This is a genomic window from Niastella populi, assembly GCF_002078015.1.
GTDB lineage: Bacteria > Bacteroidota > Bacteroidia > Chitinophagales > Chitinophagaceae > Niastella > Niastella populi.
Window position 1 is genome coordinate 438,067 of sequence record NZ_LWBP01000188.1, and the last position, 14,983, is coordinate 453,049.

Annotated in this window: 11 protein-coding genes and 2 pseudogenes; 10 read left to right on the plus strand and 3 right to left on the minus strand. The window is 47.8% G+C overall.

Annotated elements, in window-relative coordinates; all coding sequences use genetic code 11:
• Window positions 1-98: 98 nt before the first annotated feature.
• The 9 genes and pseudogenes from A4R26_RS35050 to A4R26_RS18730 all read left to right on the plus strand — a co-directional run.
• Window positions 99-632, plus strand: a pseudogene (locus A4R26_RS35050) (hypothetical protein); the annotation flags it as partial.
• Window positions 583-801: pseudogene (locus tag A4R26_RS36100) on the plus strand (hypothetical protein); the annotation flags it as partial. The pseudogenes A4R26_RS35050 and A4R26_RS36100, both read left to right, overlap by 50 nt.
• Window positions 802-925: 124 nt before the next feature.
• A complete protein-coding gene (locus A4R26_RS18700) occupies window positions 926-2,092 on the plus strand; it encodes an IscS subfamily cysteine desulfurase (protein ID WP_081166268.1) in 1,167 nt (388 codons plus the stop codon).
• Between the two features lie 175 nt (window positions 2,093-2,267).
• Complete coding sequence (locus tag A4R26_RS18705; protein WP_081166270.1) at window positions 2,268-2,600, plus strand: HesB/IscA family protein; 333 nt, start codon at window positions 2,268-2,270, stop codon at window positions 2,598-2,600.
• A 448-nt stretch (window positions 2,601-3,048) separates the two neighbouring features.
• Window positions 3,049-3,774, plus strand: coding sequence for a gliding motility-associated ABC transporter permease subunit GldF (gldF, locus tag A4R26_RS18710; protein ID WP_081166272.1), 726 nt, complete (start codon window positions 3,049-3,051; stop codon window positions 3,772-3,774).
• Between the two features lie 14 nt (window positions 3,775-3,788).
• On the plus strand, window positions 3,789-5,495 hold the full coding sequence (gene gldG / locus A4R26_RS18715) for a gliding motility-associated ABC transporter substrate-binding protein GldG (RefSeq protein WP_081166274.1): 1,707 nt from the start codon (window positions 3,789-3,791) through the stop codon (window positions 5,493-5,495).
• A 188-nt stretch (window positions 5,496-5,683) separates the two neighbouring features.
• Complete coding sequence (locus A4R26_RS18720) at window positions 5,684-6,676, plus strand: TerC/Alx family metal homeostasis membrane protein (protein WP_081166277.1); 993 nt, start codon at window positions 5,684-5,686, stop codon at window positions 6,674-6,676.
• Window positions 6,677-6,689: 13 nt separating this feature from the next.
• Window positions 6,690-9,182, plus strand: coding sequence for a bifunctional UDP-N-acetylmuramoyl-tripeptide:D-alanyl-D-alanine ligase/alanine racemase (locus tag A4R26_RS18725; protein WP_207625782.1), 2,493 nt, complete (start codon window positions 6,690-6,692; stop codon window positions 9,180-9,182).
• 101 nt (window positions 9,183-9,283) lie between these two features.
• The gene (locus A4R26_RS18730; RefSeq protein WP_081166284.1) at window positions 9,284-10,012 is read left to right on the plus strand and encodes a lipoprotein signal peptidase; all 729 of its coding nucleotides are present in this window, start codon (window positions 9,284-9,286) and stop codon (window positions 10,010-10,012) included.
• 343 nt (window positions 10,013-10,355) lie between these two features.
• On the opposite strand, the gene fumC is transcribed toward A4R26_RS18730, so the two are convergent.
• The 3 genes from fumC to A4R26_RS18745 form a co-directional block, all read right to left on the minus strand.
• Window positions 10,356-11,753 (minus strand): class II fumarate hydratase, encoded by a 1,398-nt coding sequence (gene fumC, locus A4R26_RS18735; protein WP_081166287.1) that lies wholly within the window; start codon window positions 11,751-11,753, stop codon window positions 10,356-10,358.
• 263 nt (window positions 11,754-12,016) lie between these two features.
• Window positions 12,017-13,030 carry a LacI family DNA-binding transcriptional regulator gene (locus tag A4R26_RS18740; protein WP_081166290.1) on the minus strand — a complete coding sequence of 338 codons (1,014 nt, stop codon included), beginning with the start codon at window positions 13,028-13,030 and terminating at the stop codon, window positions 12,017-12,019.
• Between the two features lie 93 nt (window positions 13,031-13,123).
• Window positions 13,124-13,900, minus strand: a complete 777-nt coding sequence (locus A4R26_RS18745; RefSeq protein ID WP_081166292.1) for an enoyl-CoA hydratase/isomerase family protein — start codon at window positions 13,898-13,900, stop codon at window positions 13,124-13,126.
• Between the two features lie 440 nt (window positions 13,901-14,340).
• Between A4R26_RS18745 and A4R26_RS18750 the strand changes: the two genes are divergently transcribed.
• A complete protein-coding gene (locus A4R26_RS18750; protein ID WP_081166293.1) occupies window positions 14,341-14,760 on the plus strand; it encodes a cobalamin B12-binding domain-containing protein in 420 nt (139 codons plus the stop codon).
• The last annotated feature ends 223 nt before the right edge of the window (window positions 14,761-14,983 follow it).

Genomic DNA, 14,983 nt, shown 5'->3' on the forward strand with positions numbered 1-14,983 from the left:
AGGTAGTTATTGAGTGAATTACAAATGTAGGATTTGATGGGCAAAGGGCGTGAATCGGCAAGCGGCGGACGGCAAACGTAAAACGTAAAACGTAAAACGTGAAGCGGCAAGCGGCAAGCGGCAAGCGGCAAGCGGCAAGCGGCAAGCGGCAAGCGGCAAGCGGCAAGCGGCAAGCGGCAAGCGGCAAGCGGCAAGCGGCAAGCGGCAAGCGGCAAGCGGCAAGCGGCAAGCGGCAAGCGGCAAGCGGCAAGCGGCAAGCGGCAAGCGGCAAGCGGCAAGCGGCAAGCGGCAAGCGGCAAGCGGCAAGCGGCAAGCGGCAAGCGGCAAGCGGCAAGCGGCAAGCGGCAAGCGGCAAGCGGCAAGCGGCAAGCGGCAAGCGGCAAGCGGCAAGCGGCAAGCGGCAAGCGGCAAGCGGCAAGCGGCAAGCGGCAAGCGGCAAGCGGCAAGCGGCAAGCGGCAAGCGGCAAGCGGCAAGCGGCAAGCGGCAAGCGGCAAGCGGCAAGCGGCAAGCGGCAAGCGGCAAGCGGCAAGCGGCAAGCGGCAAGCGGCAAGCGGCAAGCGGCAAGCGGCAAGCGGCAAGCGGCAAGCGGCAAGCGGCAAGCGGCAAGCGGCAAGCGGCAAGCGGCAAGCGGCAAGCGGCAAGCGGCAAGCGGCAAGCGGCAAGCGGCAAGCGGCAAGCGGCAAGCGGCAAGCGGCAAGCGGCAAGCGGCAAGCGGCAAGCGGCAAGCGGCAAGCGGCAAGCGGCAAGCGGCAAGCGGCAAGCGGCAAGCGGCAATAATTTCGGGCGGCGCAAGGTCGTAAATAAAATCCCAAATTTCGCGAGCCGTTTCACGTTTCATTTCGCGAGGCCATTCACGATTCACGCCAGGTACAACCAATTCAACTAATTTTGTGTTTACCTTAAGGGGTTACACCCCATGCGACTATGCTTAAACTGCCCATATATCTCGATCATAATGCTACCACTCCCTGCGATCCACAGGTTATGGAGGTAATGTTACCGTATTTTACCGAACTGTATGGCAATGCGGCCAGCCGCAGCCATTCTTTTGGCTGGCAGGCCGAGGAAGCGGTGGATTATGCCCGCGAACAGGTGGCAAAATTGATTGGCGCCGAACCCAAAGAGATCATTTTTACCTCGGGCGCCACCGAGGGTGATAACCTGGCCATAAAAGGCGTTTTTGAAATGTATGCCGGGAAAGGCAATCACATTCTTACCTGTGTTACCGAACACAAGGCGGTGCTTGATACCTGTAAGCATATTGAAAAGCTGGGCGGAGAAGTAACATATTTACCCGTTGGCAAAGAAGGGATCATCGACCTGCAACAACTGGAAGCGGCCATTACCCCCCGCACCATTCTTATCGCCATTATGTACGCGAATAATGAAACCGGCACCATTCAACCCGTTAAAGAAATAGGCGCGCTGGCCAAAAAACATGGCGTGTTGTTCTTTACCGATGCCACCCAGGCAGTAGGAAAGGTACCGGTTGATGTTATAAAAGACGAAATCGACCTGCTTACCTGCAGCGCGCATAAAATGTATGGCCCCAAAGGAGTAGGGGCGTTGTATGTTCGCCGGAAGAACCCGCGGGTACGGTTAACGGCCCAGCTCGACGGGGGCGGCCACGAAAAAGGCATGCGCAGCGGTACCCTCAATGTGCCCGGCATAGCCGGTTTTGGAAAAGCCGCCGATCTCTGCCGCCATAATTTAGAAGCAGAAGGCAAACGCCTGGGCCAGCTGCGCAACAAACTCGAAAGCGCCCTGTTGCAGCTCGACGCCACTTACCTGAATGGCAGCAGCACCAGCCGTTTGCCCCATGTAACCAACATATCGTTCAATTTCGTAAATGGCGATGGGCTGATGATGGGCCTGAACAAAGAAGTAGCGCTCTCTTCCGGGGCTGCCTGCACCAGCGCCTCCATGGAACCCAGTTATGTGCTCAAAGCGCTTGGGGTAGCTGATGACCTGGCGCACAGTTCCCTTCGATTTTCGATTGGCCGGTACACCACTGAAGAGGAAATTGATTTTATTATAAGAAAAGTTACCGATGTAGTGTTGCAGTTGAGAGCGATGAGCCAAATTGGCTAATTCGATAATTGAAATACAGGAAGTTGCAATCGAAATTGAGCCGGGAATTGTTTAATTTTAAACAATTTGGCTAAATAGCCGTTATAGAAGAGGTTTACCAGTTTATGAAGAAGCTTGCATGAGCGGAGAATCAGCGTTATTACATTATCTAATTATCACATTATCAAATTAGTATATGATTTATGTTAGCGATATAGCAAAAGAGAAGGTATTGAAACTGATGGAAGAATCTGCCTATGCTGCAGATGCCGGTTATTTTTTACGGGTATCGGTGGTAGGTGGCGGTTGTTCGGGGCTCAGCTATAAAATGGATTTTGATAACCAGCCCAAATCGGGCGACCAGGTTTTTGAAGATAACGGCATCAAAGTAGTTACCGATCTCAAAAGCTTTTTGTACCTGGTGAATACCACGCTTGAATTTTCAGAAGGCCTCAATGGTAAAGGGTTCTATTTTAATAACCCCAATGCCAGCCGAACCTGTGCCTGTGGCGAAAGCTTCTCGGTATAAACTAATAATACAATAAATTACATATGCCCTCCCGATACAGCGGGAGGGTTTTTTTATTGAAAATCACTTTCCGTTTAACGATCTGCTCATTCCGTTTAACTGAAAACACTTTTCGTTTAACGGTTCGTGCATTTCTTTCAATGCAAATGCTATTTATAAATACAAATCTTATCAGTTTAATGCGGAAGATCTTTGAATCGGGAGCTGAAGGGGCTATAATAAAAATCCCCCCTTTTTATCGGGGGGACTTTTTATGCAGTAGGTTTCGGCTATTTTATAATTGAACAGATTTTATAATTGAACAGAAATAAATAGACAGTAACCGGATGTGATCCTTTTCATAGATAATTGGTAAAGTGTACACGCAATATAATAAAATTGCCGACATACGCGTCATATAGCGTCATCTTTTATTTCTATATACTTATAATCACTTATTTTCGCCCCTATGTGGTCAGTTTGTAAAAAAGAATTCCGGCAGTTTTTCAGCAGTTTGACCGGCTACATTGCCATTGTCGTATTTCTTTTATTAAATGGTTTGTTCCTGTTTGTATTTCCCGATACCAATATCCTCGACTTCGGGTATGCCACCCTTGATAAATTCTTCGAGCTGGCCCCATGGATATTGTTATTGCTCATTCCTGCTATCACCATGCGCAGTTTTGCCGATGAGTTCAAAGGCGGCACCTTCGAAATATTACAAACCAAACCGCTTAGCCGCTGGCAGCTGGTTTCGGGAAAATATTTCGGTTCCCTTGGCGTAGTACTTATTGCATTGGTTCCCACCATTATATATCCCATCAGTATTAGTCAGCTCGCTGCAGCCGGCGGTGGTATCGATCTTGGCGGAACCATTGGTTCCTACATCGGCCTTATTTTTCTGGCCGCTGTATTTGTGGCCATAGGCATTGCCTGCAGCAGCTTAACCAATAATGCGGTGGTGGCATTTATTGCCGGCGCATTCTTTTGCTTTGTGTTGTACAGCGGCTTCAACGCCGTAAGCCGCATACCGGCGCTGCAATCGGGGGCCGATTATTATATAGAAATGCTGGGAATCGATTTTCATTACCGCAGTGTAAGCCGGGGTGTGGTTGATACCCGTGATCTTGTTTATTTTCTCAGCATCATTTCATTCTTTCTGATTTTTACCAATCGCAATTTGTTGAAACGATAATCCGGAAAAACACCATGAACAAAATTCTGGCTTCTAAACTGTGGTGGCTGTTTTTGCTGATCGCACTGGTTGGTGTCAACTACCTGGCATCAGTAGTGCATACCCGCATTGACCTTACCCAGGAAAATAGATATACCCTTTCTTCTGCTACCAAAAAATTAATTAAAGGCCTGCACGATCCGGTATCCATTACCGTATTCCTTACCGGCGATATGCCGGCTGGTTTCAAAAAATTATCAAACAGCACCAAGGAAATGCTGCAGGAGTTCAAAGAACTGGGCGGAAGCAATATCCAGTTCAATTTTGAAAAACCAGGCGAAGGCTTAAGCGATACCGCAAAAGAGAAATTTCAATTGCACCTCGATGAACTGGGCCTTAAACCTACCAACGTAAAAGTAAAAGCGAAGGCCGGCGAATCGCAGGAAGAAAGACTGGTTTATCCCGGCGCCCTTATAAAATATGGCGACAGGGAAGTGGCGGTTGACCTGCTGCAGGGGCAGGACATGACCGGTGGCATACAATCGCTGAATAATGCGGAGGCATTGCTGGAATATAAAATGGCCCGCAGCATTCAAAAGATAACTGCCGATACGGTACCGGCCATCGGTTACCTGGTTGGCAACGGCGAATTGCTCACCCGTAATGCGGTCGATCTTATTGACCGTACGCTTCGCCAGGAGTACCGTTTTGGGTTTGTGCCTATCGACAGCGTACCGGTAATACCCACCGTTTTTGATGCGTTGGTGATCGTAAAACCAACCATTCCGTTCAATACCGGGCAAAAGCTGAAAATTGACCAGTATATCATGCAGGGCGGAAAAGTGATCTGGCTTATTGATAAACTGTATGCCGAAATGGACAGCCTGATGCGTTCGCACAGCGATTTTGTAGCTTACGACCGCAACCTCAATCTCGACGACCAGTTGTTCAAATACGGTGTTCGTATCAATGGCGATCTGCTGCAGGACCTGCAATGCGACAAGATACCGCTGGTTGTAGGTAATTATGGCAACCAACCCCAGATGCAACTGGTGCCCTGGCCTTACTTTCCTACCTTATCATCCTATTCTGATCATCCGATTGCCAAAAACCTCGATCAGGTTTTAAGCATCTTCCCCAATTCAATAGATACGGTAAAAAATAATATAAAGAAAACGGTGTTGCTGGCCAGTTCAGAACGTTCGCGCATTATCAGTACCCCGGCGATCGTATCGCTCAACAGCATCAAGACCGAAGATGATATGAAGACCTTCGACCGGCCCTTTGTTCCCGTGGCCGTGCTGCTGGAGGGCCGTTTTTCTTCCCTGTATACCAACCGGTTATCAACGGGTGCGCTGGATACCCTGGCCAGCATGTACAAACAGCCGTTCAGGGCGGCCACGCAAAATGAAAACAAAATGATCGTGGTGTCCGACGCTGACATTGTGGCCAACCCGGTTACCGCCAATGAAGGACCGCTGTATATGGGGTACAACCAGTTCACGAATTACCAGTATGCCAATAAAGATTTCTTTCTCAACTGTATACAATACCTCACCGATTCATCGGGCATACTCGAAACCCGGTCGAAAGACTTCACCCTGCGCCTGCTCGACCCCGCAAAAACGGAAGAAAGCCGGGGAAAATGGCAGGTGCTGAACATTGGATTGCCGGTTTTGCTGGTGTTGATCTTTGGAGTTGTTTATCAGGCTGTTCGTAAAAGAAAGTATCAGGGAAAATAGTTGACAGTTTGTTGTTTGTGGTTGTTCATTTTCGAAACTCGCTATTGTTTTTCGTCTTTCTAATCAGGTAATAGCGAAAGATTGCTTTACCGGCGGAAACTCTGGCAATTGGCGGGGCCAACCACAAACCACAAACTACAAACCACAAACCCGAACTAACTCTTATCTTTGCCGACCATAAATATAACATGACGCAGGAGCAGATCACGTTTCTAACATTCGGCATTTTATTGGTATTGGCATTGGTGTTCGACCTGGGCTTACTTAGTAAAAAAACATCCCATGTAACCATCAAAAAAGCGTTGTGGCAAACCGCCTTTTGGGTTACGCTGGCTTTGGCCTTCTTTGTTTTTGTATGGGTTGAAAATGGTCACGAAAGGGCTATCAAATACGTGAGCGCATACTTAATGGAGTGGTCGCTGAGTATCGACAATATCTTTGTCTTCATCCTCATATTTGGTTTTTTTAAAGTAAAAGAGAAATTCTACGGCCGGGTACTGCTAATAGGAATCATAATGGCCATCGTCTTCCGCATTATTTTTATTGCCATTGGTATTGAACTGGTGGAGCAGTTTCATTGGATACTGTACATATTCGGGGTTATTCTCGTGTATACCGGTATTAATATGTTCAGGCAAAAACATGATGAAGAAGAAGAACAGAACCTGCAGGATAATAAAGTGTACAAATTATTGAAGCGGGTATTACCCCTTACACCCGAAGATGGGGATGGAAAGTGGTCTATAAGAAAAGACGGAAAGAAATTTTACACCAGCCTGTTTGTGGTGGTGATCATGCTGGCAACCACCGATATTGTATTTGCCCTCGATTCTATTCCGGCTGTATTCACCCTTGCGAAAGGCGATAAGCTGGTTATTTATACCTCTAATATTTTTGCAGTACTGGGATTGCGTTCCCTGTTCTTTTTACTGCGTGGCGCCAAGGATAAATTTGGTCATCTGCAACAAGGCATTGCTATAATCCTGATCTTTATTGGGTTGAAGATGGTGTCTGAGCCCGTGCTGCCATACGTAGGCATTAAAGAAATACCAATATATGTTTCCCTGCTGGTGATCGTTACCTGCATCCTTGCTTCCATCATTTATTCAATCAATGTAAGTAACCGCGCCCTCGAAGAAGAAGAAAAGCCAGATGCAGGGCTAGACCGGGAAATTCACTGATCAAATTAACCGGGTGAAATATTTTATCGATAACATTGCTTCCATCATAAAAGCAAAATGGCTCGTTCAACAGGATAATGCGTTGATAGAGCAGTTGCTTATCGACAGCCGTAAATTAATTTTTCCGCAAACCTCGCTGTTCTTTGCCCTGAAAGGGCCGCGCCGCGACGGGCACGCATTTATTGCCCCGTTGTACAAAAAGGGCGTGCGCAATTTTGTGATAAGCGAGGCCGTGGATACAGACGCATTTTCAGAAGCCAATATTTTACAGGTTTCAGACCCATTGCAGGCGTTGCAAACGCTGGTGGCACATCATCGCAAACAATTCAGCCTGCCGGTAATAGGCATTACCGGCAGTAATGGAAAAACCATCGTAAAAGAATGGCTGAACCAGTTGCTCGAAGATCATTACACCATTATTCGCAGTCCGAAAAGTTACAATTCCCAAATAGGCGTTCCGTTGAGCGTATGGCCATTGAACGAACAGCATGAACTGGCCATTTTCGAAGCCGGTATTTCGCTGCCCGGCGAAATGGAGCAGTTGCAAAAGATCATTCAGCCCACCATAGGCATTTTTACCAATGTAGGCGAAGCCCACAGCGAGGGATTTGTGAATCTGCGGCAGAAAGTGAATGAAAAACTGCAGTTATTCAGGCATGTTGAAACGCTTATTTATTGCCAGGACGACCATGAAATAAACAGCGGTGTGGCTGCGCTATGGCAGCAGTTGCCCAACAATAAACGTTTTACCATCTTTAGCTGGAGCATGGTAAGCGAGGCCGTTTTACAGGTGCGGGAAGTGTTGAAGGAAGGGGCCGGAACAACCATTACGGCGCAATATAAAGGAGAAGAGATCAGCATCGTTATTCCTTTTACCGATAATGCTTCGGTTGAGAATGCCATCCACTGCTGGTGTGTAATGCTGCACCTGCAACTATCGCAGGAAGTGATCGAAAGGCATATGCGGCAACTGGGGCCGGTGGCCATGCGGCTGGAACTGAAAAAAGGAATAAACAACTGTTCCATTATCAACGACAGTTACAGCGCCGACCTGAGCTCATTTACCATTGCCCTTGATTTCTTAAGCCAGCAGCAACAGCACACAAAAAGAACGGTAATACTCTCCGATATATTACAAAGCGGCCGTTCCGAGAAAGACCTGTATGCCGAAGTAGCGCGTTTGCTGCAACAGCGGCAGGTAAGCCGGCTGATAGGCATAGGCGAGCGCATATCGCATCAACAGCATATTTTTCAAAATGCCGGTATTCCCGAACCGGCGTTTTATTCATCGGTCGACGCATTTATAAAAGAACTGCCCCATATCCCCTTTAAAGACGAGATCATTCTTTTAAAGGGCGCGCGGGTTTTTGAGCTGGAACAGATAGACAGGCTGTTGCAGCAAAAAGTACATCAAACCGTAATGGAAATAGACCTTACGGCGGTTGCCCATAACCTGAAACAGTTTCAGCAGCTATTGAAACCGGCAACGAAGATGATGGGTATGGTAAAGGCGTTTTCGTATGGCAGCGGCAGTTATGAAATTGCCAATGCACTGCAGTTCCACCACCTCGACTACCTGGCCGTGGCGTATGCCGATGAAGGGGTGGAATTGCGAAAAGGAGGCATCAATTTACCGGTAATGGTAATGAACCCCGAGGAATCGACATTTGATGTGCTGGTGCAATACAACCTGGAACCCGATCTGTATGCGCCCGGCATTTTGCGTTTGTTTGAAGATTTTGTTAAAAAACAGGGCATACAGCAGTACCCGGTGCATATAGAACTGGAAACAGGCATGAACCGGTTGGGATTCTCTATGGCAGAACTGCCCGTGGTGATCGATGCGCTTCGTACGCCGTTCTTCAAAGTGCAAAGCGTGTTCACGCATCTTGCCTCGAGCGAAGATCCCCAGCACGATGCCTATACCAATAAACAGGGCGGGCTTTATTTAGAAATGGCGGAGCAGTTGCAGGCCGTTCTTTCGTACCGGTTCATCAGGCATGTGGTGAATACGGCCGGGATCGTACGGCATCCGCAGTGGCACCTCGATATGGTACGGTTGGGTATTGGCCTGTACGGCGGCGACAGCAGCGGCGAGGGCGGGCTCGATCTGCGGGAGGTTTCTACCCTTAAATCGACCATTGCACAGATAAAAGAGCTGAAAGAGGGAGAAACGGTGAGCTATGGCCGCAGAGGAGTGGTAACCCGGGATACACGCATCGCTACGGTACGAATAGGTTATGCCGATGGGTACCCCCGGCTGCTGGGGCACGGGGTTGGAAAAATGCTGGTAAATGGCCACCTGGCGCCGGTGATAGGAACGGTTTGTATGGATATGACAATGATTGATATTACCAATATTTCACATGTTCGGGAAGGCGACGAAGTGATCGTTTTTGGCGGGGCCTTACCCGTAAAACAGGTGGCGCACTGGGCGCAAACCATTCCATATGAACTGCTTGCCGGCGTGTCGCAACGGGTGAAAAGGATCTATTTTGAAGAATAGGGGGCGCGCCGCTTCCTGTTTTGGCAAAATACCAAAACGCGCCTTACCGGTGTGGGTTTGGGGCAAAAACCGCTCATCAATAGGTGACATACGCGGCCTGTATGGAACACAGAAAACCTTATCTTTGGAAACTAAAATTTAGCGTAGTGAAGATCAGAACAGTCGTCCTCGTAATACTTGGAATTATTATCGCCGATCAGGCTTTGAAAATATGGGTAAAGACCAGCATGACTTACGGTGAGCAGATCTTTTTGCTGGGAAGAACGTTACGGCTTTATTTCATAGAAAATGAAGGTATGGCCTGGGGTTGGAAATTTGGTGGCGACGGCGGTAAGCTGGCCCTCACTATTTTCCGGTTAATAGCTGTAATCTTTGGTGTGTACTACATTCGCAGTATCATACAAAAGAAATATCATCGTGGTTTTATTCTTTGCGTATCGATGATCTTTGCCGGTGCGCTTGGTAACCTCATCGATAGCATGTTCTACGGTATGATCTTCACCGGCAGTAACGACGGTGCGCCGCTGGCAACCATGTTCCCATCCGGTGGCGGATATGCAGGTTTTCTGCACGGCAAAGTGGTTGATATGATCTATGCGCCTATCATCGAGAATAAAACTTTACCGGCATGGATCCCTTTCTGGGGTGGTGAGCGTTTCACTTTCTTTTCACCCATTTTCAATATCGCCGATGCATCTATCTCTGTTGGTGTTATCGCTATTTTGATCTTCCAGAAACGGTTCTTCAAAAAAGGATTTTTAGAAGAAACACCGGTTACCCTGCAGAAAGATGAAGTGAAGGATCCAGTGAAAGTGTATAGCGATCAGTAAGAATATTGAATAACGAATTCTGAATAATGAATGTCGAAGCAGAAATGCTTCGACATTTTTTATGCTGAAGGCTGAAGGCAAATACAAATACAGCTGCAAGCTTCAAGCTACAAGCTACAAGCGAATACAAATACATGCTAAAGCTGAAAGGCTAAAGGCGAAAGGGAATACAAATACAGCCTAAAGCCCAATACAGCTGCAGGCTGCAAGTAAATACAACCTAAGGCAATGATAAATGTGTAATTCTCTCGTTGCCTCTTTGCCTTTATGCCTCTTTGCCTTATACTAAAAAAGCCACCGTATAAACGATGGCTTTTTTTATAGTCAATAAGTTTCAAACTAACTAAATCTTACCTACCATGTCTTTCGGAATAACCCATTCGTCGAACTGTTCAGGAGTAACATAGCCCAGCTTCACGGCCATTTCTTTTAGCGTAGTGCCTTCTTTATGGGCTTTCTGCGCAATTTCGGCCGCTTTGTAATAACCGATCTTCGTATTGAGCGAAGTTACCAGCATCAGCGAATTATCGACGTGCTTTTTGATATTGGCTTCAATAGGTTCAATACCTGCCGCGCATTTATCGTTGAAGCTTACGCAGCCATCGCCAATAAGGCGGGCGCTGTGCAGGAAGTTATAGATCATAACGGGTTTGAACACGTTCAGTTCAAAATGACCATTGGCGCCGCCGATGCTGATGGCAACGTCATTACCCATTACCTGTGCAGCGATCATGGTCAATGCCTCGCACTGGGTAGGGTTTACTTTACCGGGCATGATAGAAGAACCGGGCTCGTTATCGGGAATGAACAATTCGCCGATACCGCTGCGGGGGCCTGAAGACAGCATACGGATGTCGTTGGCTATTTTCATCAGGCTAACGGCAACGGTCTTTAAAGCGCCATGCGCTTCAACGATGGCATCGTGGGCCGCGAGGGCTTCGAATTTATTTTCAGCGGTAACGAAAGGCAGGCCGGTGAGTTTGGCAATGTGTTTCGCTACGTTCTCAGAATAATTGGCCGGGGTATTGATGCCGGTACCAACGGCAGTACCACCCAACGCCAGTTCGCTCAGGTGCGCCAGCGTGTTCTTAATGGCTTTTAAACCATGATCGAGCTGAGAAACATAACCGCTGAATTCCTGGCCAACAGTGAGCGGTGTAGCATCCATAAAGTGCGTACGGCCGATCTTTACCACGTGCATGAACTGTTTACTTTTTTCAGCCAGGGTATTGCGTAATTTTTCGATACCGGGGATGGTGGTCTCGATGAGTATTTTATAAGCCGCAATGTGCATTGCGGTAGGGAAGGTGTCGTTTGAAGACTGCGATTTGTTCACATCGTCGTTGGGATGAAGGAATTTTTCCTTGTCGGTAAGTTTTCCGCCCTTGATCACATGACCGCGGTAGGCAACCACTTCATTTACGTTCATGTTGCTTTGGGTACCGGAACCCGTTTGCCAGACCACCAGCGGGAAATACGCATCCAGTTTTCCTTCCAGGATCTCATCACATACCTGACCTATTACATCGCTTTTTTCTTTGGGCAGCACACCGGCTTCGAAATTGGTGATGGCGGCCGCTTTTTTCAGGTAGGCAAATGCCTTTATGATCTCTTTCGGCATTTTATTAATATCCTGTGCAATTCTGAAATTGTCAATACTGCGCTGGGTTTGTGCGCCATACAGGGCATCGGCAGGAACCTGCACTTCTCCCATGGTATCTTTTTCTATCCGGAATTCCATATTGTAAAATTTGCGCAAAAATACATGGTTTCAGCTTACCGGTTGCCGGTTTCCTGGTACCAGTTTCCGGTTCACTGTTCATAGTTCACAGTTCATAGTTCACAGTTTATAGTTCACAGGGAAAAACAGGGAGGCACGATAATACCAGCCTTTTCAATTGCTTAGCCCTGGCCCGGGCAACCCGGCCGAGCGGGGCAAGCTGCAACAGCCACCTGTTACCAGGTACCTTTAATTTACACTTCCCGGTAACAGGAAACTGGTAACTACCGTATTATTAATTCGCTTTTAAGAACGATGTTCTCGTATGGCGCCTCCTGGCGGGCTGTTTTCTTGTCAATTAGCCTGAACAGCAATTCGGTGGCGCTCACGCCCTGGTCGTAGGGAAACTGTTCTACCGATGCCAGCGGGGGATATTCCACGTACTGGGTAACCGGCACGTTGGCATAACTCACAAAACAGATGTCTTTATTGATGGTGAGTTTTTTTTGCCTCGCGTAATGAATGGCGTCGAGGGTTACGTAGTCGTTGAAAGAGAGGATGGCGGTAGGTCTTTTTTTAAGCAGCATCAATGAATCGAAAGCCTTCTGGGTACCTTCTACCGACAGGTCGGTGCTTACGATCAGCGATTCATCAACCGCCAGCTTGTGTTTTTTATGTGCTTCCATGTAGCCGTCGAGCCGCTCGTTCTTCATATTGAGGGTAGGCGGTCCCTGCAGGAAGGCAATGCGTTTATGACCGTTCTTTATAAGCCATTCCACGGCTTCTACCGAACTGTCGTACAAATTGCAGCTAACCGAATGAATGTCTTTGGCATCGGGCACGCGGTCGAAGAACACGACGGGAATTTCGTAGTTCTTCATTTGTTCAAAGTGCCCGATGTGGGTGGTGCTGCTGCTGATGGAGGCAATGATGCCATCTACGCGATGGTTCTTCATGCTCTCGATCAGTTTTTGCTCGCGGGCCAGGTCGTCGTGGCTTTGTCCGATCAGTACAATGTAATTATGGTCCATCGCAACATCTTCAATGCCGTTGATGGCGGCTGAAAAGAATTCCTCCCGCAGGTTGGGCAGCACCAGGCCGATGGTAAAGGTTTTGCGCTGTTTGAAGAAAATGGCTGTCTGGTTGGGTTCATAGTTGAGTTCGGCAGCCAGTTTTTTTACCGCCATTTTGGTACGTAGCCCAATGCTGGGATGATCATGCAGGGCACGGGAAACCGTAGAGGCGGATATGTTCAAACGGCGGGCTATTTCCTTTATGGTAGGGAGTTTCTTTTCCATATATAATACTTCCGTAAGATAAACAATGTATCGGAAGATGTGACAGGCAAACGATTGCGGAAAATGCAAATGTGATAATGTGATAATTGGCCTTTACTTTCCCTGGAAATTCGGCTTCCGCTTTTCAAGGAACGCATTGGTTCCCTCTATCATGTCCTGCGTGGCAAAGCATTCGCCGAACATTTTTACTTCTTCGGTAAAGCCATCTTTGGTATGATCGAAAACCGCGTTGGCGGCTTTTATACAACGGCCAACTGCCAGCGGCGCTTTTGTATTTACCTGTTCAAGAATAGTGTGTGCCTTTGCAAGCAGCTCATCCTGCGGCACTACGTAATTTACCAGTCCGTACTGCAGGGCGGTAGCGGCATCGAGCAGGTTGCCGGTGATCAATAGTTCAATGGCCCGGCCCTTGCCAATCAGTTGCGTTAACCGTTGCGTGCCGCCATAACCGGGTATCAAGCCCAGGTTCACTTCGGGCTGACCGAACTTTGCATTCTCCGAAGCTATTCTGAAATGGCAGGCCATGGCAAGCTCGCAGCCACCCCCCAGCGCAAAACCGTTCACCGCTGCAATTACGGGTTTGGGCGAATCTTCTATTTTTTTGAAAATATACTGGCCTTTGTGGGCGAGGTCCATGCCTTCGCTATGTTTCAGTCCCTGAAATTCGCCGATATCGGCGCCGGCAACGAATGCTTTGGGGCCGGCACCGGTGATGATCGCCGATCTGATTGCATTATTATTGTATAACTCATCAACCGCCGTGTTCAGTTCATCGAGCACGGTTTTGTTCAGGGCATTTAATTTATCGGGCCGGTTAATGGTAATGAGCAGGATCGCATTTTCAACCGATGTAGTTATGGCAGAATACATGAATTAGTTTTTTGGTGACAGGATGTTGATCGTATTGTAAATCTAAACTAAATATGATAAACAAGTGTGCCACGTCTTTGAACACGTGGCACACTTTGGTTCCCCCCTCCAAAAAAAAATGCAGCCTCTGGAAAAAGGCTGCCACATCTGATAAGAGAACCTGTCCTGATAATATGTTAAGGGTGTTGTATCGTTTTCGTTGAGTTGGCAAATCAAAAATGCAAACATTTTTGGCCGGGCAAAAGCGGCTCCGGTTGTAATGTGTAAAAGGGGCCCTGAAATGTATTTATGGTATAATGAAGCGTTTTGACCGCGGCCCGGTGATAACGAAGTGTGCCACATGTACCTCAACCGCGATGATGAAATGTGGCACACTTACCCTGGCATTCCCTAATGTTGGTTAAAGAAACGTATTTTTGAACACTTAAAAAGTTGCTTGCATGAATCAGAAAGTAAACAGACCGTTGCGGGTTCTGGTAGCTAAAGTAGGACTCGATGGGCACGACCGGGGCGCCAAGGTTATAGCCACTGCATTGCGCGATGCCGGAATGGAGGTGATCTATACCGGCCTGCGGCAAACGCCCGAAATGGTAGTGAATGCCGCATTACAGGAAGATGTGGACGCAATTGGTATCAGTATTTTATCGGGCGCACATATGACCGTTTTCCCTAAAGTAGTGGCATTGATGAAGGAAAAGGGGATGGATGATGTGTTGCTTACCGGCGGCGGAATTATTCCTGAAGAAGATATGCAGCAATTGAATGCCATGGGCGTTGGTAAGTTATTTGCACCGGGAACGCCTACTACGGAGATTGCTGGTTATATTGCTGAGTGGGTGGGGAAGAATAGGAGTTTCTAGGAGAGCTGTAAGCTGTAAGCCATAAGCTGTAAGCTGTAAGCCATAAGCTGTAAGCTGTAAGCTGTAAGCCATAAGCTTCACGCTGCGAGCTGTAAGCCATAAGCTGTAAGCCATAAGCTGTAAGCCATAAGCTGTAAGCTGTAAGCCATAAGCTGTAAGCTGTAAGCTGTAAGCCATAAGCTTCACGCTGCGAGCTGTAAGCCATAAGCTGTAAGCCATAAGC